Raw genomic sequence first — 26233 nt, 5'->3', positions numbered from 1 at the left:
AGGTTGCAGGACCACAGCGTTCGTACGCTGCTGCGACCATCCGCCGCCGAAGGCACGTGCCGACCTCGGGAAAACGAATAATCCGGCCACCGGCGGACCGCGGGATTCGTCCCGGGCCACCGGCCTCCGCCAACGAGCCCAACGGGGCAGGGTGTCGGGGAGTTCCCCTGGCCTGGTCCCGCCTGGCCGAGGGCGGTCCACCGGGGGCCCTGGAATGCGTGTGATAGCGTATTAATAGTTGTGGTTCCCATGAACTTTATGTGCGCCTGGCGATTACGGCTTGGGCGCATTTTTTGTTTTTGGCCGCCTCGATAGCGGCCAGGGTCATTGCAGCGACGCTCGGGCCTAGCCGTGCCCGATTTCCGCATTTCTCAGAAAGAAGAAGATCATGGCCACAGGAACCGTGAAGTGGTTCAATTCCGACAAGGGCTTCGGTTTCATCCAGCCTGATGGCGGCGGTGCGGACGTGTTCGCCCACCACTCGAACATCGCGACCCAGGGCTTCCGCGAGCTCCAGGAGGGCCAGAAGGTCCAGTTCGACATCACGCAGGGCCAGAAGGGCCCGCAGGCGGAGAACATCGTCCCCGCCTAGGACCACCCAGACCTACCGCCGGGCCCGTACCTTTCCGTACGGGCCCGGCGCGTTTGATTTCACGGCACGGAGCGGGCAGGCCGCTTATCCCACGTCGAAGATGGCGCAGGCCGTGAGCTCCTCTCGGCAGGCCGGCCAGACGGTGATGGCCACCCGTCGGCCGGGGGTGTCCTCTCTGCGCGTCGGGGCTCCCCGGCCAGGACCGCCTCTCCGAATCCCAGCCGTCCCGCGACTGCTCGCCACCCCCTCAGCTCCACGCTCCGTGACGTCCCCGGCGCCTTACCTGAAGGCACCGGTAAGCCGCCGGACAGGGGTGTTCTTCGCGCCACAGACCTGCGTGCCCTCTCCTCTCCGGTCCGCTCTCCGGATCCGAGGGATGGTCACGGTGCCGTCAGAGGTGTACAGAACTCGTAAGCGTCTGTGGAGGGCGGTGGCTCCGACGGCGATCCTCGCGACAGCGGCGCCTGCCCCGGCAGGCACCCGGCGGTTATCGACGCACCGCCTCCACCCGTCCGGCCCCGGGAACCCCGGCCTCTACCTGGCCGGATCCGGGAACCCCGGCCTTGGCCCGCTCGGACCCGGAGAACCCCGGCCTCCGCACGGCAGGACCCGGAGAACCCGGCCTCCGTCCGCTCCCAGGAGAGCGTTTGGCCGCGGGACACATGTCGCGGGGCCGCGCCGCGACCAGCAGATGCCGCCGCCCGCCCCGGGGTCGGGTCGATGGTGAAGCGCATGCCGAGAGCGGGGGCCGCCGGCGCCTCGGGCTGCCTCCGCTCTCGTGGACGGTTCAGGCGGATCCGCGGATGTCCTCTGGTCGACGACCCCACCAGACTCGAAATCCTCCGCCGACCCCGCTCGGCAAAGACCAGCCCCGCCCGACAGCCTCGCCCCACCACGGCCGCCCGTCACCGCCGCCCAGCCTCCTCACCCAGCTACCCCCCGCCCCCCTGCCCGGCCACCCCGTCCCCCCGCCCGGCGGTACCCGCCGACAGCCCGCCGCCGACCGCCTTGTCCTTACCTCCCGCACCTCCCGCGGCTGCCCCGCCGGGCCGCCCGCCCTCATCCCACAAGCCCACCGACGGCCCGTCCCGCCTCACGAAACCCATCCCACACCCGGCGAACCCGTGCCCGCCCATGTCCACGCCCACCAGCCACCCCCTCACCCCCGCCATCACGCCGTACCCCACAAGGCATCAAGGCTCTCCGCACTCCTCCGCACCGCACCCCCTTGTCCCCACATGAACAAGCGTTTATTCTCTGCGGATACCGACCAGTCGGTATGGCCGTAGCAGGCCGGACACGTCCACCGGGGGATCTTCGATTTCGAGGTGATGCGTCATGGCACCTGCCGCGCTGGAACTCTCCGGCGTGCGGGTTCGGTTCGATGGGCTGGTCGCTCTGGATGACGTCTCGCTCGAGGTTCCCCAGAACCACGTCGTCGGCGTGATCGGACCCAACGGCGCCGGGAAGACCACCCTGTTCAACGTCGTCTGCGGCTTCGTACGGCCCGACGAGGGCGAACTGCGTCGGAACGGGCAACCCCTCCGACGCAAGCACCGGGCGCACGACCTCGCCGGACTCGGCATCGGCCGTACGCTCCAGGGGCTCGGGCTGTTCCCCGGCCTGACCGTGGCCGAGAACGTCATGGTCGGCGCCGGCACGAAGGCGAAGACCGGACTCCTCTCCGCCCTGCTCGCACTCCCCCGCGCCGACCGGGACGAGGCCCGGCTCCGCGAACGAGCCCTCGCCAAGCTCGCCGAGGTCGGCGCGCCCGATGACATCGCCGACCGGCTCCCCCACCAGCTCCCGTACGGCGTGCAGAAGCGGGTCGCGCTGGCCCGCGCGCTCGTCTGTGATCCCGATCTGATCCTCCTGGACGAGCCCGCCGCCGGCCTGTCCGCCGAGGAGATCGGCGAACTCGGCGCGCTCATCAAGGCGCTCGGGCACTCGGTCGTGCTCGTGGAGCACCACATGGACCTGGTGATGAAGATCTGTGACGAGGTGATCGTGCTGGACTTCGGGAAGGTCATCGCCCGCGGTACACCCGAGGAGATCCGCGACGATCCCGCGGTGATCGACGCCTACCTCGGCGAAGAGGTCGCCACCGAGGCGACGTCGGGGCCGGGCGAATGAGCGCGGCGAAGAACATCCTCGAGGTGGAGGACCTCACCGTCGCGTACGGCGCGGTCCGCGCGCTGGGCGGCGTGACCCTCGCGGTCCCCGAAGGAAGCGTCACGGCCGTCCTCGGCGCCAACGGCGCGGGCAAGACCACTCTCCTGCGCACCCTCAGCGGGCTCCTGCGCCCCCGCGACGGCCGGATCGCCCTGGACGGGCGCGACATCGGCCGTACCTCCGTCGAGGACATCGTCCGCGCCGGGCTGGCTCACGTACCCGAGGGCCGCGGGGTGATCGTTGAACTCACCGTCGAGGAGAACCTCCGGCTCGGCGGGCTCATCAGGAGAGACGCCGACGGCTGGGCGCTCGGCGACGTGTACGACCTGTTCCCGCCGCTGAGAGAACGGGCCAGGCGCCAGGCCACCACGCTGTCCGGCGGGGAGCGCCAGATGCTCGCCATCGGACGGGCGTTGATGAGCAACCCTCGGCTGCTCCTGCTCGACGAGCCCTCGCTCGGGCTCGCGCCCCGGCTCGTCGCCCAGATCATGGCCGTGCTCCTCCGCATGCGCGACGACCGCGGGCTGACCGTGCTGCTGGTCGAGCAGAACGCCCGGAGCGCCCTGTCGATCGCCGACCGGGCCATCGTCTTCAACCTCGGTGTCATCGCCATCGACAAAGACGCCCGGCTGCTCGCCGGTGACGACCGGCTCCGCCACGCCTACCTGGGGTTCTGATGCTGCGCTTCGTCAACCTGACTCTGGCCGGGATCACCGACGGCATGGTGTTCTCCGCCGTGGCCCTGGCGCTCGTGCTGATCTGGCGCGCCACCCGGATCGTCAACTTCGCGCAGGGCGGCATGCTCATGTTCACCACGTTCCTGGCGTGGACCGTCGTACGGCACGGCGGGTCGTACTGGCTCGCCCTCGCGGCGGCCCTCGCCTCCGGGCTCGTGCTCGGCGCCGTGGTCGAGCGACTGCTGATCCGGCGGGTCGAGGGCGGGCCTCCGCTCAACGCGGTGATCACCACGCTCGGGCTGCTGATCCTGCTCCAGGCCGGCGCGGGCATGATCTGGGGCGGCACCCCGCACTCGTACCCGCCGGCGTTCACCATCCAGGGCTTCACCCGCGACCTGCTGCTGTCGCCCTCGGACCTGTTCGTCATCGGCGCCGTCGCGGCCACCGCCGTCGCGCTCCTCCTGCTCTTCCGCCGTACGGACGTCGGCCTGAAGATGCGGGCGGCGGCGTTCGCGCCCGAGGTCGCCCGGCTGCTCGGCGTACGGGTCGGGCGCATGCTGACGCTCGGCTGGGCGCTGGCGGCGATGGTCGGCTCGCTGGCCGGCGTGCTCATCGCGCCGTCGGTGTTCGTCGGGCCGAACCAGTTCGACTCCGTGCTCGTCTTCGGCTTCACCGCAGCCGTCATCGGCGGCCTGGACAGCCCGGCCGGCGCCATCGCGGGCGGGCTCGTGCTGGGCTGCGCGCTCAGCTACGTCTCGGGCTACGTCAGCTCCGACATCGTCACCCTCGGCGCCTTCACGGCGCTCATCACCGTACTCATGATCCGACCGGCCGGCCTGTTCGCGGGCCGGGCCGGGCGGCGGGTCTGAGAGGAGCGACCGTGCTGCGACACACTCTCGTACGTCACGCGGGCCTGGCCGTGGTCGCCGCGATCGCGCTGTACGTGCTGACGAACGCGGTGGACCCCTACCGTGACCTGCAGCTCGCCCAGGCGGCGTACTTCGCCTGCGCCGCGGTCGGGCTCACCGTGCTGACCGGGCTCAGCGGGCAGATCTCGCTCGGCCAGGGCGCGTTCATGGCGATCGGGGCGTACACGACCGCGCTGCTGATCAACGGGCGGCACTGGCCGCTCGCCGCCGCGCTGCTCGCCTCGGCGATCGTGGCCGGCGCGGCCGGCCTGTTCGTCGGCGTCGCGGCGGCCCGGCTGCGCGGGCCCTATCTCGCCGGCGCGACGCTCACGCTCGCCGTCGGCCTGCCCGAGCTGGCGAGCTACGGCCCGCTCACCAAGCATCTCGGCGCGCAGAACGGCCTGTCCGTGACGCCCTCTCCGCCGCCCCTGTCGCTGGGCGAGGCGTTCCCGCTCGAACGCTGGCAGGCATGGATCTCCTGCGCCGCCGCCGTCATCACGATGTTCCTGCTGGCCAACCTCACCCGGAGCCGCTTCGGGCGTACGTTCCGCGCCGTACGCGACGACGAGATCGCCGCGTCGCTCGCCGGGATCCACGTGGCGCGGACCCAGGTGCTGGCCTTCGTCGTGGCCGCCGCCTGCGGGGGGCTCGGCGGCGGGCTGCTGGCATTCGTCTCCACGCTGGCGGCCCCGGGCGCCTTCACCATCTCCCTGTCGCTGCAGCTCGTCAGCGCGATCATCCTCGGCGGGCTCGGCAGCCTGGCGGGCGCGATCTGGGGCTCTCTCATTCTCGTGCTGGTGCCCACCTGGGCCAGCGACCTCGCGCAGTCGGCGCACCTGTCGCACAACGTCGAGTCCAACCTGCCACTCGCGATCTACGGACTCGTCCTCGTCGTCGTCATGCTCGTCTTCCCCGCAGGCGTGCAAGGAGGGCTTCGAACTCTTTCCGGACCGATTCTGGCCCACGCTAGGAGAACCGAATGATCAAACGGATGATGGCCGGGCTGACCGCCCTGACCCTCGTGGTCGCGGGGTGCGGTTCCGGTGACAACGACTCGGGCGGCGGCAAGAACAAGGCGTCCGCGCCGGGAATCACCGCGACCACGGTGACGATCGGCAGCCACCAGCCGCTGACCGGGCCGGCCGCCCCCGGCTACAGCGAGATCGCCCCCTCCTCGAAGGCCTACTTCGACTACCTCAACGCGAACGGCGGAGTGAACGGCCGCAAGATCGTCTACAAGTACGCCGACGACGTCTACAACCCGACCACGACCGTGGACGTCGTGCACCGGCTCGTGCTGCAGGACAAGGTGTTCGCGATCTTCAACGGGCTCGGCACGCCGACGCACACGAAGGTCGTGGACTACCTCAACGCCCAGCGCGTACCCGACCTGTTCGTCGCGTCCGGGTGCGGCTGCTGGGACCAGCCCGCCAAGCACCCCTACACCTTCGGCTGGCAGACCGACTACGTACGCGAGGGGAAGATCCTCGGGCAGTACATCAAGCAGAACTTCGCCGGCAAGAAGATCGCCTACTTCTACCAGAACGACGACTTCGGCCAGGACGGCGTCAAGGGCCTGGACATGTACATACCGAAGGACCAGGTCGTCAAGCGCGAGTCGTACCAGCCGACCAACACCGACATCAGCCCCCAGGCGCAGGCGATCGCGGCGGCCAAGGCCGACGTCGTCGTGCTGTTCACCATCCCGGCGTTCACCGCGCTGTTCCGGCTGGCGTCGCTGAAGCTCAACTTCAAGCCGCAGCTCGCTGTCAGCAACGTCGGCTCCGACCCGACGACCCTGAGCGGCCTGCTGGAGAACTTCGCCAAGCAGGGCGGTACGAAGATCCAGGGCAACCCGCTGATCCAGGGCATCATCACCGACGCGTACGGGGCGCCCGCGGGCGACACGTCGAACAGCTGGGTCCAGCTGTTCAAGAAGATCCATGACACCTATGTGCCGAAGCTGCCCTTCGACGGCAACGTGGTGTACGGGATGGCGGTGGCGTACACCTTCGCCCAGGCGCTGAAGGCCGCCGGCACGAATCCCACCCGTCGCGGCCTGGTCGACGCGGTGGAGAAGGGCGGCCTCACCGGCCCCGGCCTCGTGCCGTTCGCGTTCTCCAAGGGTTCGCACGCCGGGTACGCCGGCGCCCAGATCGGCAAGATCAGCGGCAACACGATCACGCTGAGCGGCACCCCGCTGACCACCGACGACGGAGCGGGCGCGATCCAGCCGTACACGACGGCCCAGCCGCCGGCCCCGGCCAACGGCGTCCCCGCCGGCTGACGACCCGCCGCCGGGACCATGGGCCCACGTGGTCCCGGCGGCGTCCGCTTCCCTTGGCGGCAGGTAATCGAACATCCCCGGCAGCGCGTCAGATACATGGGCGTAAGGCTGTCTGAGGGGGAAATCACTGTGATGACGATGGCCGGCCGGTACGGGGCCGGTGCCGCCGGATTGGCCGTGCTCGTGACGCTTCTCGGGTGCGGGGCGGGTGCGAAGGGCAGGACGTCGAGCGATCCGCGTCCCGCGACGCCTCGGCAGGTGCTGGAGAGGGCGGTCAAGCGGCTCGGTGCCGTGACGACCTACCAGGCGTCGGTGTCCTTCTCGACCCGCGTGAACGGCAGGAGCGACCACCTGGACGGCGAGGTCGCCGGCAGGCCGAAGGACCAGGCCATGCAGCTCGACGTCCCGTACACCGTGGGCGACGACCTCGACGAGGCGATGGGCGACGTCGGGTCCACCCAGGTGCTGCTCGGGGGCAGGCTGTACGTGGAGGACCTCAACCTGATCCAGGTCCTCCACAAGCCGTGGATCGGCATCGCGATCGGCGACCTGACGCCGACCGATCCGATCATGGGCCTGGTGGCCACCATGCACCAGACCGACCCGCTGCCGCAGGCCAGGATGTTCACCGCCTCCAAAGACGTGCGCGCGGTCGGCCAGGAGACGGTGGGCGGGACGTCCACCACCCACTACCAGGGCACGTTCGCTCTCGGCGACGCGCTGAACCGGCTGGACGCCACCGATCGCGCCGAGGCACAGGCGATCAACGAACCCTACGGGGACACCGTGAACTTCGACGTCTGGATCGACGGCCGGCAGCTGATCCGCCAGATCGGCCTCGTCAACCGGGACGGGACGAAGCGGCGGCTGAACGTCACCATGAACTACTCCACCTTCGACACCCCGGTCACGATCACCGCGCCGCCCCCGAAGGACGTGAAGAACCTCAACGACCCGAAGGACATCCCGGCCTGAGGCTCAGTCCGAGCCCGCCCGAGTGATGGCGGTCTCCACGCCGGCCACGCGGTCGGCGAGGAGGCCCAGGGCGCCGATCGCGCGGGTCATCGGGTCGTCCGCGTCGCCGCCCAGGGCCAGCGAGCGCACGTACGCCGCCTTCACCTCCGACCACCGGGCGCCCTGCTCGGCGGTCAGCGTGCCCCGCAGCTCGGCCAGCTTCAGCAGGTTGGCCTCGGCCCCGGAGGCCAGCGTCTGCGCCTCGCCCAGATAGTGGTCGTCGATGACCGCCTCCAGCTCGGCCTCGTTCATCACCGGCACGATGCGCTCGGCGAGCTTGTTCATGTTCCGGTACGAGCCCTGGAGCAGGAACGGCGGCTCGGTACGCGAGGCGTCGTTCCGCGCCGCCGAGGCGATGTAGGCCTGGTTGCAGGCCAGCACCACCTGTTGCACCCGCAGCAGCCGCCGCAGTACGGCCAGGATCTGCTGCAGCTCGGTCGCCGAGTACGGGTGGGCGAGCTGATCCGAGAAGACCGTCGTGTCCCCTCGCGCCAGCCGTACGAGCAGTTCCACGTCGGCGCGGTCCCGGGTGGACAGCGGGGCGAGCACCGGGTTGGAGGTCAGTGCGTTCTCCACGTAGCTGAGCGCGAAGAGCTCCTCGCGGCCGGACAGCACGTCGCCGAGGTTCCACACGTCGGCGCGGTTGGCCAGCATGTCCGGGATGCGGAACCGCTGCCCCGACTCGGTGAAAGGGTTGCCCGCCATGCACACCGCGAACCGCTTCCCGCGCAGGTCATAAGTACGGGTGCGGTCCTGCCAGACGCCCTCCATCCGGCGCTGGGCATCGCACAGCGAGATGAACCGCTGCAGCAGTTCGGGCGAGGTGTGCTGGATGTCGTCGAGATAGAGCAGGACGTTGTTGCCCATCTCCAGCGCGAAGGAGATCTTCTCGACCTCCTGGCGCGCGGTGGCGTTCGGCGCCTCGGCCGGGTCCAGCGAGGTGACCGACTGGCCGAGCGCGGGGCCGTTGACCTTGACGAACATCAGGCCGAGCCGTCCGGCGACGTATTCCATCAGCGTGGTCTTGCCGTACCCGGGCGGGGAGATGAGCAGCAGCAGGCCCATCTGGTCGGTGCGCCTGTCGTCTCCGGACGCGCCGAGCTGCTTGGCCAGGTTGTCGCCGATGAGCGGCAGGTAGACCTCGTCCAGCAGCGCGTTGCGGACGAAACCGCTCATCACCTTCGGCCGGTACTCCGCCAGCCGCAGCCGTGAGCGCTCCGCGGCGATCAGCTCGCCGCGCCGCCGCTGGTACGCCCGGTACGCGGGCACCCGCTCGGCGCGGAACCGGTGGGTACGGGTCAGCACCTCGTCCAGCCGCAGCGGCAGCCGGCGGCCGGTGACGCGCGGGTGCGTGCCCAGCAGCCCCTCGACGGTCGTGGTCAGCTCCGCGGAGGACTCCGAGCGCGGCAGCGACTCGCACAGCGCGATCGCCACCGCCTCGGGCAGGTCGTCGGCGGGGGTCCCGGCACCGCGGAGGTACGCGCTCAGCCACGCCTCGACGAGCTGGTACCGGTCCGCGAGATCCTCCAGCGCGCGCAGGTCCTCCTCGTATCCCGGCCTGTCCCCGAGCGCCCGCCGGAACCCGTCGAGGACCGCGCGCGCCCCCGCCCCCGTGACGAAGGCCGGCGGGCCGGTCAGCTCCTCGAACAGGTACTCGCCGGTGAGGTCCGAGCCGCCGGGCAGCCCGCGCTCGGTGGCGAACGACGCGGCGGCGCCGCTCAGCTCGGCGCGCAGGTCGGCGACCGCGTCCGCGTCGCCGAACGCCGCGCGCGCCCGCGCGAGGGACCGGGCCCGCGCGCTCCACGACGTACGGGCGGCCTCGGTCGTGCCGTGCGCCCAGAACAGCTGCGCGGCGGCCCGCGCGCCGGGCGGATAGCGCAGCAGTCCGGCATCGGCGTGCAGGCGCAGCAGCGCGTCGAGGATCAGCGCCGCGTCACGGTCGTGGACGCCGCGCTCGTACCCCTCGTCGTAACGGGCCTCCGCCGCGCGGCGCACCTCCGCGAGCAGACCGCCGTCCGATGCCGCCTGACGCAGCGCCTCGACCGGGGACCCGGCGAGCAGGTCCGCGGCCAGGTGCTCGGCGCGGTACACCTCGGGAGTCTCCGAGACCAGCGGCTGGTCCCAGTACGGCCGGGTCGCCTCGAAGCCGGTGTCGCGGACCGGCAGCCGGTAGTCCGTCCCGGTCACCGCGTACGCCATCGTGCCCTCGAACGGCACCAGCGTCAGGTCGACCGGCTGGGTGTTGACCGCGAACCGGTGCCGGCCGAGGCGGATCGTGTTCCCGTCGCCCTCGTACAGGTCGACGCGGTCCCGCAGGACCCGCCCGGCGTCCTGGCGCGCGGCCTTGAGCCGCCCGTCGAGCTCCTCGGCGCGCACGGGATCGCCGAGCGTACGGAGCTGCTCGGCGACGCTGCGGACCTTGGCCACCATCGGGTCGGCGGCGAAGTAGGTGTTGATCTCATCCAGGGAGTCCAGCTCGCCGACGCGCCGCTGGATGCCGGTCAGGATGCGCTGGGCGGACTCGGCCAGCCGGTCGGCGCGGCGCACCTGCTCGTCCAGGAGCGCCTGCTTGCGCCCGGAGAACGCCTCGTAGATCTCCTCCCGCTTGGCCGACAGGCCGGCGACGAAGTCGTCGAACTCGGCGAACCGGGACTCCAGGTTCTCCAGCTGAAGCATCAGCCGGCCGAGCTGGTCGTCGCACTGCTCGGGCGTGCCGGCCATCGCGAGCGCGGCGGTGACGGACTGGCCGAGCAGCGCGAACTCGGCCGCGAAGGCGGCCCTGCCCTCGACGTCGAGGAGTTCGCGGCGGCGTGCGGTCAGGTTCGCCTGCGCGTGGTTGATCTCGGCGAGCACCTCCCCGATCCGCTCCAGGATCGAGGTCCGCAGGTTGGCGTCGGCGACGTCGAGCGCGCCGACGACCTCGGTCAGCGTCTCCAGGCCGTGGGTCTGCTCGGCCAGCCGCTCGCGTACGGGATCGGCCTCGGCGACCGTCGCGATCGCGTCGGCCTCCGCGGCGAGCCGGGCGATCTTCTCGTGGTAGCCCGCGAAGGCGTCCTCGGTCTGGAGGAACGCGACCGCGCGTCCGCCGGTGGCGGTCAGCTCGCCGGTGAGCCGCCCGGCCAGCTCGTCGATCCGGTCCATGTCCGCGTACCGCATCTCGCGCAGCGTCATCAGCCGGCCCTGCGAGCGGCGCAGCTCGGCGAGCCGGGTCACCCACGCGTCGGCGGCGCCCGGCGCCTCGCTCCTGGCCCGCCGGATCAGCGCAGTGATCCGCTCGGCCGCCTCGGTGAGCGCGCCGTCGGCCTGGGCGGTGAGCCGCTGGACGTTCTCGAGCTCCTCCAGCACCTGGTCGGCGGCGCCGCGCACCGCGTCGAGCGGCTCGCGCAGCCCCTGTTCCCCGAACCAGAAATAGCGGTCGAAGGCACGGTCGCAGGCGGCGATCAGCGCCTCGAAGACGGCCGCCGACGGCGTCGTGTCCGCCACCGTACGGGCGATCGACAGCGAGTCGGAGATGCCGCGTACGAGGTCGGCGTTGCCGATGCGCTCCAGCGGCCCGGTGCCGACCGGCTGCGCCGCGGCGTACGCGTCGGACAGGTACGGGGTCTGCCACACCTGCATCTGGTGCACGCGCGTGGGCTCGGCCGAGTCGGCGCGGAACACCACCATCGTGCCGTCGTCGTACAGAGAGTAGCCGTGGCAGGTGATCGGGGTGGCGACCTCCTTGCGGATCACGTTGTACGGCAGCAGGAGGTAGCGGCCGGCCGCGCGGGCGTGGAAGACGTAGAGCACGTCCTCGCCGTTGGTGGACCGGACGAACCGCTCGTACTCCAGCTTGTCCGTGTCGGTGTCGAAGGTCTTGGCCGCCCCGGTGACCAGGTAGTAGCCACCGGGGAAGATGATCCCGTGGTCCTCGGGCAGCCGCCGGCACGCCTGCCCGATGCCGTCCAGGCGTACGACGTCACGGGTCCGGGTGTTGAAGACCAGGTACCGCCAGGCCTCCTCCTTGTACGGCCGTACGCGCAGCAGGATCAGCGCGCCGACCCGCGCGTAGTGCACCTCCGCGTCGGCGAGGCTCTGCAGCGGCTCGTCCACCGGCTCGGCGTAGATGCCCTCGCCGGTCTCGGTGTTGTTCTCCACCTTGACGGTCAGGTCGCCGCCGACGGTCTCGACGAACACCTCGTCCTCGATGGAGATGTGCGGGTGCCGGCCGAGGACGTGGTCGTCGCGGGTCGTCTCGGTCCACGCGAAGTCGTGCGACGGCGGGAAGACGTGGTCCGGCTCGCCGAGGTTGTCGTGGTAGACGACGGTTCCGTCCGAGCCGACCGTCCAGCGCAGCACCCGGGTGTCGTGCTCGGCCTCCAGCCCGGTCTGAAAGACGGCGAGGAGCTTGCCGTCGAGGTGCCGTAGCTGCAGCAGCCGGCTGTCGCGGTAGTAGCGGTACAGCTCGGTGAAGTCGTGTTCGAGCCGCGGGTCGCGCAGGAGGCCGGAGTCCGCGGGCTCGAACCGGAACTCCTCGCCGTCCCGTACGAACCGGTGCAGCGCGAACACGTCGTCCACCGAGGTGCTCGGCTTGAGCCCGATGAACACGTTGTAGCCGAACAGCAGCAGGTCGCCGACGGCCGCGATGTCGCGCGGCACGCAGTTGTGCTCGGTACGGATGCGCTCGGCGCCGACCAGCCGCAGCTCGGTGCCGCCGAAGATCTCCAGGCGCCGGGCGTTGAGCGCCTCGGCCCGCCGGGTCAGCTCCTTTGCCTGCTCGCCGAGGCGGGCTCGGAGCACCTCGAAGGTGCCCGCGTCCAGCCTCGGCTCTTCGGTTCCTTCGTTCACTGGTCGATGACGGCGACGGACGAGACGGCCGCGTCGGCGACGCCCAGGCGTTCGGCATGGTCCAGCAGCTCCTGGGCCTTGGCGCCGTCGGTGCCGCCGCCCCTGATGCGCTGCATGAGGAGCGCGGACAGCGTGAGGTTCTTCACGTCGTCGGTGCCGACCGAGCCGAGCAGCCGGGTGAGGTCGTCGGGGAAGCTGCGGGACCCGTTCATCCACGGCTTGGTGAGACTCCGCGCGACGTCGGAGTGCTCGACGAACCCGTCGACGCCCTTGCCGACGCCGATCGCGCCGACGACCTTGTCGAAGAACATGGTTTCGCCGCCGACGATGTCGATGTCGGCCGCCTCCATAGCGGACGCCAGTACCGTTGCTTGTTCTTTGGCGACCTCGCGCTGCACGTTGAGACCGGCCAGCCGGATCTCCTTCTCGGCCTCCAGCCGCAGGCGGTACTCCTCGTGCCCACGGGTGGCGTCGTCCATCGCGGCCATGCCGGCGGCCTTGTCGGTCAGGCCCTCCGCCTCGGCCTTGAGCTTTTCGCGGATGCCGTCGGCGGCGGCGAGGGCCTTCTGCCGGTCCACCTGTGCCTCGGCGAGGCCGACCTTCTCGATGGCCTGGGCGTCCCGCTCGCGCACCTGGACGTCGGCCAGGCCCGCCGCGGCGGTCTCGGCCTGGATGCCCTCGGCCAGGCGGATCTTGGCGCGGGCGTCGAGCTCGGCGGTCTGCTGCCGTGCCTCGGCCATGAGCAGCGCCTCGCGGGCCTTGAACTTGGCGGCCTCCTCGGCGGCCTCGGCCGCCTTGATGTCCTTGACCAGGCCCTCCTGCGCCTCGGCCTCGGCCTGGATGACGACGGCCTGGCGCGTGCGCTCCGCCTCCTCGACGACGCGGAGCTTCTTGATGTTCTCCTCCTGCTCGGCGACCGTCTTCTCCACCGCGATGCGCTCGCGGATGACGTCGGCGATCTCCCGCTTCTCGCCCTCGACCTCTTTGTCCTTGGAGATGCGCGACAGCTCGGTCTCCCGCTCGCGGGCGATGACCTCCAGCATCCGGTCCTTCTCGATGCGTTCGGTCTCCACGGCGATGACGCGTTCGCGGTTCTTCTCCGCGACGGCGATCTCCCGGTCGCGGTTCTTCTGCTGGACGCCGAGCTGCTCGTCCGTACGGATGTGCGCGCTCTGGGAGGTCAGCCGCTCCTCGGCCTGGACCTTGGCGATCTCGGCCTCCTCGCGCGCCCGGATCGTCTCGATCTCACGCTTCTTCTTGACCTCGGCCTCGGCCTGCCGGCGCTCCAGCTCCAGAATGGCCTCACGCGCGTCGACGTTCTGGCGGGTGATCTCCTTCTGCTCGTTGCGCTGGTACTCATTGGTCCGTACGTGCTCGATCGCGGTCAGCTCGGTGATCTTCCGGATGCCCTGCGCGTCGAGGATGTTGGTCGGGTTGAGGCTCTCCAGCGGCGTCTGCTCGAGGTGGTCGATGGCCGCGTCCTCGAGGTGGTAGCCGTTCAGGTCGGTGCCGATGATCTGCACGATCTGGTCGCGGAACTCATGCCGGTGCGTGTACAGGTCGACGAAGTCCATCTGCTTGCCGACCGTCTTCAGCGCCTCGGAGAACTTGGCGTTGAACAGCGTCTGGAGCGTCTCCTCGTGGCTCGCCCGCTGGGTGCCGATGGCCTGGGCCACCGCGATGACGTCCTCGATGGTCTTGTTGACCCGTACGAAGAAGGTGATCCGGATGTCGGCGCGGATGTTGTCCCGGCAGATCAGGCCCTCGTGACCGGTGCGCTCGATCTCGATCGTCTTAACCGAGATGTCCATCACCTCGGCCTTGTGCAACACGGGCAGCACGATCGCCCCGGTGAACGTGACGTGCACCTTCTTGATCTTGGAAACGATCAGCACGCGTCCCTGCTCCACCTTGCGGAACAGCCGGAGCATGAACGCGGTGCCGACGACGACGAGCAGGATGGCGGCGATCAGCACGCCGATCCCGATGGCCAGCGAATCCATCAGTGGTCCTTCTTGCGGGGAGAGTTGTTTTTCAGCGAGGTGGACGATGGGGATCTAGCTCCGCGTCGTACGGCATCACCCAGAAGAACTCACCGTCGGCGTCGTAGTCGAAGATCAGTGCGGTACTTCCTGCTTTGAGGGCGGCTTCGTCCTCCCGGTTCCGTTGCTGCCGTACTTGAATCACGGCGGCCGATCCGTCGGCGGCGCGCACCTCCGCCTGACCGAACGTCAGGTCCACCCGGCCCGTACGGATCACGCACATGCGGCCGACGAAGTCACGCCTGGTGGGAACCTGTTCTTCGGTGAGCATCCGCGCGAGCGGGGGCTTCAGCAGCCGGGTGAGCAGGCCGGCGAGCAGGACCGCGGCGACGAGCACGGCGGTGGAGGGGAGCCGCCCGGACAGGTCGGCACGGTGCAGGAGCACGCCGCCGGCCAGGCTCACGAACCAGGCGAACGCGACGAACATCGAGATCAGGACGGCGACGACCGGGCCGATCATCACGTCGAGGACGCCGAGCGCGACCAGGAGCCAGTAGAAGAGCACGACGATGAGAAGCAGGCCGAAGCCGGCCCCCGGAAACTCGATCGCCACCCGTACGAATTCGTTCATTGCGCCTCCCCCGGACATACCTGTAGTCGTTGCCGACCAGGCTTCCCGGCGCACCAATGCGGAACTCTACATCTCGGTAGATCGCCGGATATGTGACTTATGCGACACAGCGCAATTCCGGCCGTCCGTTAGTCAGTTGATGTTCCAGAGCCGAACGGCGCCGTCCCCGCACGCGTCCGCGAAGATCTCCTCACCCGGACTGAACGCCCCCACGGCCTTCGGGCAGCCGCCCGGCAACGTCGCCTGCTGCTTGCGTGCGGAGACGTCCCACAGCACGACCGGGTCGCCGTGCCCCATGGCGAGAGCCTTGCCGGACTCGCTCCAGCCGACGGCCGCGACACCGTCGCCGGGCGCGGTGAAGTCGCCGGTGGCCCGGCCGGCGTTCACCTGCCAGATCTGCACCTGACGGGAACGCGCGGTGAGCAGGGACTCCGCGGACAGGCTGAAGGCCAGGCCGCCGGCGTAGGCGTCGTCCCCGCCGGTCAGGCTCACCCGAAGTCCGTGGGCGGGCACGTCCCAGATCCGGACCGGGTTCTGGCCGGAGCCGCCGCTGGCGAGCAGCTTGCCGGACCAGTCGAAGGCCAGGACCTCGATCCCGTTGGTGTGGCCGCCGAGTTTTCCCACGTCGCGGTGGGTCGCGGTGTCCCAGAGGCGGATCGGGTTGTCGTAGCTCTTGCTCGCGGCGAGGGTGTTGGCGAAGGCGAGGGTACGGCCGTCGGGGCTGAACGCCAGGCTGTAGGCCACGCCCTTCCCGGTGATGGTGTCCGCGAGCTTTCCGGTGGCCACGGTCCACAGCCGCACCGTGGAGAACTCGTTCTTCGACGGGGTCGAGACGGCGAGGGTACGGCCTTCGGGGCTGAGCGCCACGTGCGACTGCGGGTCGGCGTGGCCGCGGAGCATGCCGAGGGACCGGCCGTCGGCCACCTTCCACACGCCCACTGTGCCGTCGTTCCCGACGGCGGCGACGGCCCTGCCGTCCGGGCTGAACGTCACCGCGCCGACCGGGCCGCTGAGCCCCGTCAGCTCCGTCCTGAAGCCGGCGGCCTTGGCCGCGCCGACGGAACCGGTCGCGTGTCCGCCTGAGCCGTCGCCGCCGTGCTGCGATACGACGACGATGACGATGACGATCGCGAGGACCAGCGCGGCGGCACCGGCCAGGAGGACCTTGGATCGGCCCGCCCGGTCCAGGAGTCCCACTCCGCGCGGCGCGACCGGAGTGGGCCGGGGAGCCTGGTCGTGCTCTGGCTCGGGTTCGGTTTCCGGCTCGGGCGGTGGCGCCGGGGCGGCCGCTCGTACGGGCGCGGGCTCCGGAGCCGGTTCGGGGTCGGGCGCCCGTACGGGAGATGGCTTCGCGGCCGGCTCGGCCGGGACCGGGTCGGGTTCTCGTACGGGCGGCGCTTCGGCAGGCGGCGCTTCGGCGGGACGCGGCTCGGCGGGAGGCTCGGGCGGCCGGGTGAGGAGGGAGTCCAGGACCGTGGTCGCGGCGGCGGACACGCGCTTGCTGTCGTCGTCGGCGAGGTCGCGGATCCGCTCCAGGACCTGGCCACGTACGACATCGTTGCCGATCCGGTACAGGTGGGCGAGGCCGTCGAGCGCGGCGAGCCGTTCTCTGGCGATCGGGCTCTCGATCGCGTTCGCGAGGTGGGCCGGCAGCGACCACCCGACGTTGCGTGCGATGACGGTGCGGCCTTCGACGTTGTCCAGCTTCTTGGGCCGCTGCTGCGGCATCTCCGCCACGACCCGGTCGTGGACGTAGCTGTACAGCTCGTCGACGGTGATGTCGCCGTCATTGTCGAGGTCGGCGCCGCCGTCGCGGAGCCCGGCCACGAGGTAGCGCGTGAACACGGACTGCGGCGCGTCGCCCTGCGCCTGGTCCCCCTCGAAGGAGTACTGCGTGGCGTCGGAGGCGGTCAGCACCGTACGGCCGCGGCCCTGGAAGCGTTCGAGAGTGTGCACCGCCGTGTCGGCCTTGGGGAGGCGGCCCGCCGGGAACGCCCCGCTGTAGCAGCAGTCGAGGATCAGCACCTTCTGCCGTGAGACGCAGCCCTCCATCGCCTGGTCGACGTGCTCGGCGGACAGGCCGGTGAACAGCAGGGCGTCGCGGCGGGTGTTGGTCATCGCGAGGTACAGCCGGCCCTCGTCGTCCTTCAGGCCGTGGCCGGTGAAGTAGAGCAGGGTGAGGTCGTCACCGCGCCGGTCGCGGTAGAAGTCGCCGATGGCCTCGCCGACCCGGTAGTGCGGCTCGTTGATCAACGTGGTGACCTCGAACCCGGCGATCTCCGGATCGCCGAGTACGCCGGCGAGCGCCTCCGCGTCGTGCGCCGGCGCGGTCAGTTGCCGCAGCCCGGTGTCCTGGTACTGGTACGTGGCGATTAAAAGCGCCAGCCGCCGGCCCATCGCTAATCGCCCGAATGGCGTCGGACAAAGGCGTCGAGAAGCTCTTGCCGCTGCGCCTCCGAGGCGCGTTCGAGCTCGATGGTGTCGCCGTCGATCGTCACCGAGACGCGGTGCCGGCCCGACTGCCGGTCCAGCCAGTCCCGTACCGTGCCCATCAGCGTGGTGAACACTCCGCCAGAGGCGCTGAACGCCACGACCAGGGCTCCCAGCGTGACCGGGTCGGTACCCTTCGCCCGTTCGGGAGGCGGCCCCGCGGCCACGGTGGAGACCGAGGCGACCTCGAGCCGGGCGAGTTCGCCGCGCAGGAGGCGGACCAGCCGCTCGGCCCGCTCCGGGTCCGTCTCCGGGTCGGCGTGGACGACGAGCGAAAGGCTCGCCGTGCCGGAAGCGCCCTCGTTGTGACCGCTCATCGCGCCCCCAGCGCACCTTTTCCCCGTACGTTTCGCCGGATCATTTCAGTAAACGGCCGGAGCGTGAAGCGAATCCTCCATCCGGGCGACGTTAAGTCGATTTACGGACAGGCGAAATAAAACGGACCGGAAGTGCGCAGCTCAGGAACCGCCGGCGCGCAGCCCCTTGTCGATCGCGGACCACACCATCTCCCGGTACGGCCCCGGAGGCACCGCGCCGACGTGCGCGGCGGCCAGCTCCAAGTGCTCCCGCGCCTTGCCCTGGTCGCCCAGATCCTGATGCGTCTTGGCCAGGTTCAGATGAAGAGAGGCATAGAAGCCCTCGACCCGCTCGTCCGCCACCGCGTCCGCCCGGTCGAGGCACTCCTGGTTCCAGCGCAGGGTCTCCTGAGGGGTCGGCTGGTGCCGGGCCAGGTAGTGGGCCGCGACGCACGCCTCGTAGTCGTCGCCGGCGGTCTCCCACGCCTTGCGGAAGAGGTCGCGCGCGTCGGCGTCGCGGCCCTCGGCCTCGGCCCGCATGCCCTCTGAGCACAGCCGGACGACGGGGTTGTCGGGATCCATGGTCTCTCTCAATCGGTGGAGGATGGGTGTCACGCGCGGACCGGCATGACCAGGGTGGTGAAGCCGCCCTGGTCTGCGGAGCGCACGACGACCGGCTGGACCGGCGACGCGATCTCCAACAGCACGTCGGGGCCCACGCCGGCGTCCAGCGCCCGGAACAGCACGTCCGGGTCGAAGGCGATCCGCAGAGGCGGCCCCGTGGTGATCGCGGCGAGCTCGCCCGTGACGGCGTCGCCGCGCGTGAGCGTCAGCCGCTGCTCCTCGGCGCGCAGCGTGACCGCTCCGCCGCCGGAGAGCGCGCCGAGGAGAGCGGCCCGTCCCGTGATGATCCGGTGCCGGAACGCCGGGAGTTCCTCCAGCATCGTCCGGTAGTCGGGGAACTCCACACCGGCCGTCGCCAGGGCCCGTACCTCGCCGCCGCCCCGTAGCCGCGTGCCCTCCCGGTCCACCTCGACGCCGACCTCGGGCAGGCGCATGGCCCAGGACGAGACCTCCTCCATGTCCTCGACCGCGACCGCCACGCGGCACGGCGCACCCTCGGCTGAGCCGGAGCGCAGCGTACGGACCGCCAGGCGGTACCGGTCCGTCGCCGCCAGGCGCAGTTCCTCGCCGTCGATCTCGATCAGCACACAGCCGAGCACGGGGAACTCCCCGCGTACGGGATCGGCCGCGACCGCCGGTGCGACCTGCCGGATGGCACCGGCCAGCTCCGCACCGCCGACGCGCGCCATGGTCCGGTGCCGCCCGCCCGGCAGGTCGCGGAGGATCTCCTCGATGGCCGACCGGGCCGACAGCGCCGCCTGCCGTGCCCTCCCGGCGTGCTCAGCCAGCAGGGCGCGGGCGTCTTCGGGGGACCCGTCGAGCACGACCGAGGCGTCGGTGAGGGGTACGCCCGCCTCACGCAGCCGCCGTACGAGGACCGCGCGGGCCTCCTGGCTCGCGGCGTAGTAGCGGTAGCCGGTCGCGTCGTCAACGAACGCGGGGTGCAGCACGGCGCAGTCGTCGTAGAACCGCAGGGCGCTCGGGGCCAGCCCGACCTGGCGGGCGAAGGCGCCGATGCTCATCAGCGGGTCGGTGTCGTCCATGGGGGCGATTGTCGGCGTTCAACCTGCTTGAAGGTCAAACCAGATCGGCCGCGGACCCATGCAGGATCGGCCACACCTCGGCGGGGACGGTGTCCGCGCGGGGAAGGTCCGCGGCGATCTCGTGCGCGCGCTCCTCGTTCTCACAATCCAGCAGGTAGAACGTCACGAGGTGCTCCCGGGCCTCCAGGTAGGGGCCGTCGGTGACGACCGGCGCCCCGTTCTCCCGCCGTACGAGCCGAGCGGTCACGGGGTCGGCCAGGTCGTAGGCGCCGAGCAGCTCACCGGTCTCGAAGTACCTCCGGCTCCAGGCGGTCTCCCGCCGCCACGCCTCGCACGCGTTCCCGTAGACCGCCACCAGATACTTCATCCGCGTCGTCCCTCCTTGCCGCGCCGTCACCCTGACGTCGGAGCGGTCACGCCGTTCTCGACAACCCCGGCGGCTCGCTGCAGCAGGTGGACGCCGCGGCCTGGCGTACGGCCTGGGACCTCAAGGTGTACGGCTACATCGACCTCACCCGGCTGGTCTACGCCCGGATGAAGGAGCGCGGGCACGGCGTGATCACCAACGTCATCGGCACGGCGGGCGAGCGGCCCGACTTCGACTACATCGCCGGGAGCGCGGGCCCTCGGCGGCCGCAGCATGCGGGACGGCATCCGGGTGGTCGGGGTGAACCCGGGGCCGGTCGCGACCGAACGGATCACCGCGCTGATGGGCACGCGCGAGGGGTTCGAGGAGCACCTGGCCTCGCTCCCGCCGGGGCGGATCGCCGCCCCGCGCGAGATCGCCGACATGACGGCCTTCCTCGCCTCCGACCGGTCCGCCTACACCAGCGGCGTCATCGTCACCGTCGACGGCGGGCTCTGCGCCTCGACCTACGGGCGGCGCGACCCGCCAAGTCAGGCCTTGCTCTGCGATAGTGGGACGCAGACGATCTTCCCTACGTGGCACAGGCTCATCGCTTGGAGTAACCATCATGGGCATCTCGGTCTCTGACGTCGTCACCTCCGCGCCCAGCGTCTGGGGCGCGACCAACGCGGCGGCGGCCTCCACGGTCTTCCCTCTCGCCGCGTTCGTCGCGCTCCCTCTGGCGACGCTGGTGTCCGACCCCGCGCAGATGTGGCATGCCGGGGAGCGGTACGGCAACATCGCCGGGCGGATCCGGTCCGCGAGCGAGGACATGACGAAGGCCGTCGAGCACCACGCGAGCGCCGACCGCTGGAGCGAGCGCGGCAAGGACGCCTTTCTCGCCAACCGCGTCAAGCCGTACCAGGACACGCTCGAACAGGCCGCGGCGATGTACGACAACATCGACGGCACGCTCAAGGGATGTGCCATCGGGTACAGCGCGCTGGGGCTGTCGTCGGCGGTGATCGGCTCGGCGGTGCTCGACTACGTCGCCCGCATGCTCGCCATGGCCGCCATTCCCGGCGCGAACGTACAGACCACCTTCGTCACCAACGTCGAGATGCTCGACGCGGCGAAGTACGCCAAGAACCTGATCAACGGCATCGCCAAGGTCAACGGCATCGCGACGACGATCATCGACGTCCTCACCTCCTCCTCCGTCAGCGCCAAGGCCGTGCTGGGCACGCTGGGCGCCGGCGGAGCCGCCCTGGGCGGCTACTACGTCGGCAGCCGTGCCTCCCACGGCTTCGCCAAGACGGAGACCACGCTGGACTGGCCCAAGCAGCTCGCGCCCGGCGTCACCCTGCCCGCCGGCTACCGCGCGCCCTCGGCGGCCGACCAGAGCGCGATCAAGAAGATCGAGCCCGCGTCCATCACCGCCCTCGGCAAGGACCTCGACGCCGGTGCGGCCGAGACGCTCGGCGCGGCGTACGAGGACACGCGCGGCAACGACGTCGGCTACCCCGGCTTCGGCGTGGTCGGGCTGCACCTCACCCACGCGCACAGCAAGATGCGCGACCACGCCGCCGAGCAGCTCGCGGCCTCCCGCGACACGCCGGGCACGTGGCTGCCCGGCCTGCGGACGCACTCCGGCAACTGGATCTTCGCCGAACAGACCGGCACCGACGAGGTCAGGCACGGCCGACACGGCAAGTGACGGCCGCCCGCGACCTCCCGTCCAGACAGAAGGCGCTGAGCGCCGAGAAGCCGGCCCCGCGCCGGGTCGGGACGCGGGGCGACCCCATCGGTTCCTCCGGCTTCGCCGGCTGGTCAGGCCGGGAGGACGTACTCCGTGACTTTCGGTGAAGTGCTTCCGGCGAACGCCTTCGTGTCGAGGTAGACCGCCCTGATCCGGTGGACTCCGGGGGAAAGCCCGGACGTGGTGAGTACCGCGTGCCCCGCGCCGTCGAGAGTGACCGCGCCGAGGATGGCCTTCCGGCCGTCGGTGAACACCACCTGGCCCGTCGGTATGGCCGTACCCGTGGTGGCCTCCACGGTGGCGGTGAAGCTCACGGGCTGGCCCACCGGTACCGAGTTCACCGACGAGGTCAGCGTGGTGGTGGTACCGACGGCCGACTTGGCACAGTTCGGGCGGGTGATCGTGTCAGTGTCCAGCGTGACCGCGGCGCTGCGCGCCAGCACCCGGCCGTCCACGATCACACCCGTCGTGACGGTGATCGACGCCTGCGCCATGATGTTCCCTCGCAAAGTGGAGTCGGTTCCGAGCGTCGCGGAGCTGCCGACCGACCAGAACACGTTGCAGGCCTGGGCGCCGTTGACGAGATTCACGCTGCTCGCCGACGCCGTGATCAGCGTGGACGCCGCCTTGAAGATGAACACGGCGTTCGGGTCGCCCTGAGCGTCGAGCGTCAGCGTTCCGGTGATCCCGAACGTGCCGGCAGGAGAGTCGTACACACCGGGTGTCTTGGTGGTGCCGCCGAGTTCGACGGGGACCGTTTCGGTGGCCGGACGGGCCGCGGCGTTGTCATAGGCGGTGGTCAGGTCGTTCTTTGCCTGCGACGCGGCCGCATCGGCGATGTGCTCGGTTCCGTTCACCTGCCCAGGGGGAAAGCCCGTCACCGAGGTGCCGGGACTCAGGCCGAGATCGCCGGTGACCGTGGTGGGACCCGTGTTCGTGACCGTCGACCCGGCGAGAACCGCGAAGCTGGCGGCGGCACCCAGTGGTACGGGGGCCGGGGCGGTGCTCGCCCTCGCCGGGCCGGCCACGCCGACCAGGACACCGGCCAAACCGGCCAGAGCCAGGGCGCGTGCCGGCCGGGATGGTCGCATGATCTTGCGGATGACGCCTGTGAAACCTCTTGTCCCCATGGGTTCCCCTTCACGGAGGCCGACTTCGGAGTGCGCCGCAGGATCCCCAGCGCGCCGAGGCTCTCGCCCCGGGTGCCTCCGGTCGTTCGACGCGTGACCGCACGACCGCCCCATGCGGTCGTGCGGTCACGGATCTGCCCGACGCTCCTTCGAAAGGATCTCGGTGAACCGCAAAGAAACGCCCTCGCGCGCGGCTCAGTCCCCCGAACCGAAGGCGGCGTCGAACGCGGTCGCCGGGGGCTCGATCTCGGTCAGCCTGCGCACGTACGCGAGCGCGTCCGGGGCGCCGGTCAGCCGGTCCATGCCGGCGTCCTCCCACTCGATCGAGATCGGCCCCTCGTAGCCGATGGCGTTGAGCGCGCGGAAGCAGTCCTCCCACGGCACGTCGCCGTGCCCGGTCGAGATGAAGTCCCAGCCGCGCCGCAGGTCCGCCCACGGGAGGTGGGAGGACAGCCGGCCGCGACGGCCGTCGCCGGTGCGGACCTTCGCGTCCTTGCAGTCCACGTGCCGGATGCGGTCGGCGAAGTCGAGCAGGAAGTTCACCGGGTCCAGGTCCTGCCAGACGAAGTGCGAGGGGTCCCAGTTCAGCCCGAACGCCGGGCGGTGGCCGATCGCCTCCAGAGTGCGGACGGTCGTCCAGTAGTCATAGGCGATCTCACTGGGGTGCACCTCGTGCGCGAAGCCCACGCCGGCCTCGTCGAAGACGTCGAGGATCGGGTTCCAGCGGTCGGCGAACTCCCGGTAGCCCGCCTCGATCATCGACTCGGGCACCGGCGGGAACATCGCGACGGTGTGCCAGATCGGCGACCCGGTGAACCCCACGACGGTCCGTACGCCCAGCCGGCCGGCGGCACGCGCGGTGTCCTTCATCTCCTCGGCGGCCCGCCGGCGCACGCCTTCGGCGTCGCCGTCGCCCCAGATGCGGGCCGGCAGGATGCCCTTGTGCCGCTCGTCGATGACGGCGTCGCAGACGGCCTGCCCGACCAGGTGGTTGGAGATCGCCCACACCTTCAGGCCGTGCTTTTCCAAAATGTCCAGGCGGCCGCGCACGTACGCGTCGTCGCCGAGGGCGCGGTCGACCTCGAAGTGGTCGCCCCAGCAGGCGATCTCCAGGCCGTCATAGCCCCAGCCGGAGGCGAGCCGGCACACCTCCTCGAACGGAAGATCGGCCCACTGACCGGTGAACAGGGTGATCGGTCGCGGCATGGTTCCTCCAGGGGGTCAGATGTCGGTCCAGACGCCGCGGCCGGCGGCGCTGCGGCCGACCGCGTCGAGCACACGCTGCACGCCCAGGCCGTCCGCGAAGGAGGGAGCCGGGTCGGTGCCGTCGGCGATGGCCGCCAGGAAGTCGCGCACCTCGTGGGTGAAGGTGTGCTCGTACCCGAGCAGGTGCCCCGGCGGCCACCAGGCACCGGCGTACGGGTGGTCCGGTTCGGTGACGAGGATCCGCCGGAAGCCGGCGGTCCGCGGGTCCTCGGTGCCGTCGTAGAAGGAGAGTTCGTTCATCGCCTCGAAGTCGAAGGCCAGGCTGCCGTCCGACCCGTTGATCTCCAGGCGCATCGCGTTCTTGCGGCCGGTGGCGAAGCGCGTCGCCTCGAAGGAGGCGAGCGCTCCGCCGGACATCCGGCCGAAGAACAGGGCGGCGTCGTCCACCGTCACCGGCCCGCGCCCGGTCGCCGCGGCGGCGCCGAGGCCGGCGGACTCTCCGGCGAGCGGCCGCTCCTTGACGAACGTCTCCAGCGTCGCGGAGACGCCGGTCAGCCGGTCGCCGGCGACGAACTGCGCGGCGTCGACGATGTGCGCGCCGATGTCGCCGAGCGCCCCGGACCCGGCCTTGTCCGCGTCGAGCCGCCACACCAGCGGGAAGTCCGGGTCGACGATCCAGTCCTGGAGGTACTGCGCCCGTACGTGCCGGATCGTGCCGAGCCGGCCCTCCGCGACCAGGTCGCGGGCCAGGGCGAGCGCGGGCACGCGGCGGTAGTTGAAGGCCACCATCGCGCGTACACCGCCGGCCCGCGCCCGGTCCGCGGCCTCGGCCATGGCGACGGCCTGGCCGACCGTGTTGGCGAGCGGCTTCTCGCACAGGACGTGCTTGCCGGCCTCCAGCGCCGCGATCGCGATCTCGGCGTGGGTGTCGCCCGGCGTGCAGATGTCGACGATGTCCACGTCGTCCCGCTCGATCAGCGCACGCCAGTCGGTCTCGGCCGCTCCCCAGCCGAGCCGGTCCGCGGCCGCGGTGGCCTGGTCGCGGGACCGGCCGGCCAGCGCGGCCATGACGGGCGTGTACGGCAGGTCGAAGAAGGCGCCGGCGTTGCGCCAGGCCTGGGAGTGCGCCCGCCCCATGAACGCGTACCCGACCATCCCGACCCCGATGGTCTCGCGCGACGTCCCCGTCACTCGAAGGCCAGCGGCAGGTAGGCGTCGACGTTCTCCTTGGTCACGACCGCGGAGAAGAGCGTGACGGACGCGGGGATCTCGCGTTCGGCCAGGTCGCCCATGCCCTTGCTCTGCCCGAGCAGCCGGCCGATGCGGACCGCCGAGGCGGCCATCGTCGGCGGGTAGAGCACGGTCGCCTTGAGCACGCTGTCGTCCTTCTTGATGGAGTCCATGGCGCTCTTGGAGCCCGCGCCGCCGACCATGAAGAAGTTCGACCGGCCCGCCTGCTTGATCGCCTGGAGCGCGCCGATCCCCTGGTCGTCGTCGTGGTTCCACAGGGCGTCGAACTTGGGGTGCGCCTGCAGCAGCTCCGCCATCCGGGCCTGGCCCGACTGCACGGTGAACTCCGCCGCCGCCCGGCCGACCCTCTTGATCCCCGGGTAGTTGCGCAGCGCGTCGTTGAAGCCGCGCGTACGGTCCTGCGTGAGCGGCAGCGTGTCGACCCCGGCCAGCTCGACCACGGTGCCCTTTCCGCCCAGCCGCTTGCCGATGTAGTCGCCGGCGTTGAGTCCCATGCGGTAGTTGTCCCCGCCGATCCAGGTCCGGTACGCCTGTGCGGTGTCGAAGACCCGGTCGAGATTGATGACCGGGATGCCGGCGGTCATCGCCTTGCGGCCGGTCGGCGTCATCTGCTTGCCGTCGGCGGGCAGGATGATCAGGACGTCGACCTTCTGGTTGATGAGCGTCTGGATCTGGCTCGCCTGCTGGGCCGCGTCGTTGGACCCCTCGGTGATCTTCAGCTGGACGTCGGAGTACCTCCCGGCCTCCTTCTTGGCGTTCTCGTTGATCGCGTTGAGCCAGCCGTGGTCGGCCTGCGGGCCGGCGAAGCCGATGGTCACGTGCTTGCCCGGGGCCGCGTTCGCCGCGGTGTTCTTCGTGTCGGCGACGTCGCCGCTCGTGGGGTCGGCGTTGCTCGTACAGGCGGCGGCGAGCGCGCCGGCGCCCACCAGGGTTCCGCTGGTCAGGAAGCCTCTGCGTCCGAACGCTGGTCTGGTCATGATCGTCCTTTCGGCACCGTG

Annotated in this window: 20 protein-coding genes and 1 pseudogene; 9 read left to right on the top strand and 12 right to left on the bottom strand. The window is 70.7% G+C overall.

The genetic code is table 11. The features are described 5' to 3' along the window. Nucleotides 1–388: 388 nt before the first annotated feature. The 7 genes from QWU11_RS17015 to QWU11_RS16985 all read left to right on the top strand — a co-directional run bounded on the left by QWU11_RS17015 (nucleotide 389) and on the right by QWU11_RS16985 (nucleotide 7611). Nucleotides 389–592 (top strand): cold-shock protein, encoded by a 204-nt coding sequence (locus tag QWU11_RS17015; protein ID WP_290109837.1) that lies wholly within the window; start codon nucleotides 389–391, stop codon nucleotides 590–592. A 1338-nt stretch (nucleotides 593–1930) separates the two neighbouring features. Continuing rightward, a complete protein-coding gene (locus QWU11_RS17010; protein ID WP_290109814.1) occupies nucleotides 1931–2725 on the top strand; it encodes an ABC transporter ATP-binding protein in 795 nt (264 codons plus the stop codon). After that, the gene (locus QWU11_RS17005; protein WP_290109813.1) at nucleotides 2722–3441 is read left to right on the top strand and encodes an ABC transporter ATP-binding protein; all 720 of its coding nucleotides are present in this window, start codon (nucleotides 2722–2724) and stop codon (nucleotides 3439–3441) included. The genes QWU11_RS17010 and QWU11_RS17005 overlap by 4 nt, the downstream gene beginning before the upstream one ends. Beyond that, a complete protein-coding gene (locus QWU11_RS17000) occupies nucleotides 3441–4310 on the top strand; it encodes a branched-chain amino acid ABC transporter permease (RefSeq protein ID WP_290109812.1) in 870 nt (289 codons plus the stop codon). The genes QWU11_RS17005 and QWU11_RS17000 overlap by 1 nt, the downstream gene beginning before the upstream one ends. A gap of 11 nt (nucleotides 4311–4321) precedes the next feature. Then, nucleotides 4322–5332 (top strand): branched-chain amino acid ABC transporter permease, encoded by a 1011-nt coding sequence (locus tag QWU11_RS16995; RefSeq protein WP_290109805.1) that lies wholly within the window; start codon nucleotides 4322–4324, stop codon nucleotides 5330–5332. Then, nucleotides 5329–6636, top strand: coding sequence for an ABC transporter substrate-binding protein (locus tag QWU11_RS16990; RefSeq protein WP_290109803.1), 1308 nt, complete (start codon nucleotides 5329–5331; stop codon nucleotides 6634–6636). Before QWU11_RS16995 ends, QWU11_RS16990 begins: the two co-directional genes overlap by 4 nt. Nucleotides 6637–6774: 138 nt before the next feature. Continuing rightward, complete coding sequence (locus tag QWU11_RS16985; RefSeq protein ID WP_290109801.1) at nucleotides 6775–7611, top strand: hypothetical protein; 837 nt, start codon at nucleotides 6775–6777, stop codon at nucleotides 7609–7611. Between the two features lie 3 nt (nucleotides 7612–7614). Here the strand turns inward: QWU11_RS16985 and QWU11_RS16980 are convergent, their stop codons facing one another. The 8 genes from QWU11_RS16980 to QWU11_RS16945 all read right to left on the bottom strand — a co-directional run bounded on the left by QWU11_RS16980 (nucleotide 7615) and on the right by QWU11_RS16945 (nucleotide 19910). Further along, nucleotides 7615–12477: a DNA repair ATPase gene (locus QWU11_RS16980; protein ID WP_290109799.1), complete on the bottom strand. Its 4863-nt coding sequence runs from the start codon at nucleotides 12475–12477 to the stop codon at nucleotides 7615–7617. Continuing rightward, a complete protein-coding gene (locus tag QWU11_RS16975) occupies nucleotides 12474–14480 on the bottom strand; it encodes an SPFH domain-containing protein (protein ID WP_290109797.1) in 2007 nt (668 codons plus the stop codon). Before QWU11_RS16975 ends, QWU11_RS16980 begins: the two co-directional genes overlap by 4 nt. A 31-nt stretch (nucleotides 14481–14511) precedes the next feature. Continuing rightward, entirely contained in the window at nucleotides 14512–15090 is a 579-nt protein-coding gene (locus tag QWU11_RS16970; protein ID WP_290109774.1) for a hypothetical protein, read from the bottom strand. Nucleotides 15091–15222: 132 nt separating this feature from the next. After that, a complete protein-coding gene (locus QWU11_RS16965; RefSeq protein ID WP_290109759.1) occupies nucleotides 15223–17487 on the bottom strand; it encodes a caspase family protein in 2265 nt (754 codons plus the stop codon). 2 nt (nucleotides 17488–17489) lie between these two features. After that, nucleotides 17490–17897, bottom strand: a complete 408-nt coding sequence (locus tag QWU11_RS16960) for a hypothetical protein (RefSeq protein WP_290109733.1) — start codon at nucleotides 17895–17897, stop codon at nucleotides 17490–17492. A gap of 141 nt (nucleotides 17898–18038) precedes the next feature. Then, on the bottom strand, nucleotides 18039–18470 hold the full coding sequence (locus QWU11_RS16955; protein WP_290109731.1) for a hypothetical protein: 432 nt from the start codon (nucleotides 18468–18470) through the stop codon (nucleotides 18039–18041). A 17-nt stretch (nucleotides 18471–18487) separates the two neighbouring features. Then, the gene (locus tag QWU11_RS16950; RefSeq protein ID WP_290109729.1) at nucleotides 18488–19543 is read right to left on the bottom strand and encodes a MerR family transcriptional regulator; all 1056 of its coding nucleotides are present in this window, start codon (nucleotides 19541–19543) and stop codon (nucleotides 18488–18490) included. 34 nt (nucleotides 19544–19577) lie between these two features. Then, on the bottom strand, nucleotides 19578–19910 hold the full coding sequence (locus QWU11_RS16945; RefSeq protein ID WP_290109710.1) for a YciI family protein: 333 nt from the start codon (nucleotides 19908–19910) through the stop codon (nucleotides 19578–19580). Nucleotides 19911–20174: 264 nt separating this feature from the next. On the opposite strand from QWU11_RS16945, the pseudogene QWU11_RS16940 reads away from it, so the two are divergent. Together QWU11_RS16940 and QWU11_RS16935 are read left to right on the top strand one after the other, a co-directional pair. Continuing rightward, nucleotides 20175–20537, top strand: a pseudogene (locus QWU11_RS16940) (SDR family oxidoreductase); the annotation flags it as partial. After that, entirely contained in the window at nucleotides 20518–21606 is a 1089-nt protein-coding gene (locus tag QWU11_RS16935) for a hypothetical protein (protein WP_290109709.1), read from the top strand. The pseudogene QWU11_RS16940 and the gene QWU11_RS16935, both read left to right, overlap by 20 nt. A gap of 113 nt (nucleotides 21607–21719) precedes the next feature. Here the strand turns inward: QWU11_RS16935 and QWU11_RS16930 are convergent, their stop codons facing one another. The 4 genes from QWU11_RS16930 to QWU11_RS16915 all read right to left on the bottom strand — a co-directional run bounded on the left by QWU11_RS16930 (nucleotide 21720) and on the right by QWU11_RS16915 (nucleotide 26212). Next, nucleotides 21720–22739 carry an ice-binding family protein gene (locus tag QWU11_RS16930; RefSeq protein ID WP_290109707.1) on the bottom strand — a complete coding sequence of 340 codons (1020 nt, stop codon included), beginning with the start codon at nucleotides 22737–22739 and terminating at the stop codon, nucleotides 21720–21722. 234 nt (nucleotides 22740–22973) lie between these two features. Continuing rightward, nucleotides 22974–23984, bottom strand: coding sequence for a sugar phosphate isomerase/epimerase family protein (locus QWU11_RS16925; protein ID WP_290109675.1), 1011 nt, complete (start codon nucleotides 23982–23984; stop codon nucleotides 22974–22976). Between the two features lie 15 nt (nucleotides 23985–23999). After that, the gene (locus QWU11_RS16920) at nucleotides 24000–25175 is read right to left on the bottom strand and encodes a Gfo/Idh/MocA family oxidoreductase (protein WP_290109644.1); all 1176 of its coding nucleotides are present in this window, start codon (nucleotides 25173–25175) and stop codon (nucleotides 24000–24002) included. Continuing rightward, complete coding sequence (locus tag QWU11_RS16915) at nucleotides 25172–26212, bottom strand: substrate-binding domain-containing protein (protein ID WP_290109641.1); 1041 nt, start codon at nucleotides 26210–26212, stop codon at nucleotides 25172–25174. Before QWU11_RS16915 ends, QWU11_RS16920 begins: the two co-directional genes overlap by 4 nt. Between the last annotated feature and the right edge of the window lie 21 nt (nucleotides 26213–26233).

Source organism: Actinomadura sp. DC4, from assembly GCF_030406325.1.
In the GTDB taxonomy this organism is placed as follows: Bacteria; Actinomycetota; Actinomycetes; order Streptosporangiales; family Streptosporangiaceae; genus Actinoallomurus.
Note: the sequence above shows the minus strand (reverse complement) of the source record. Positions and strands in the feature narration are given on the sequence as shown.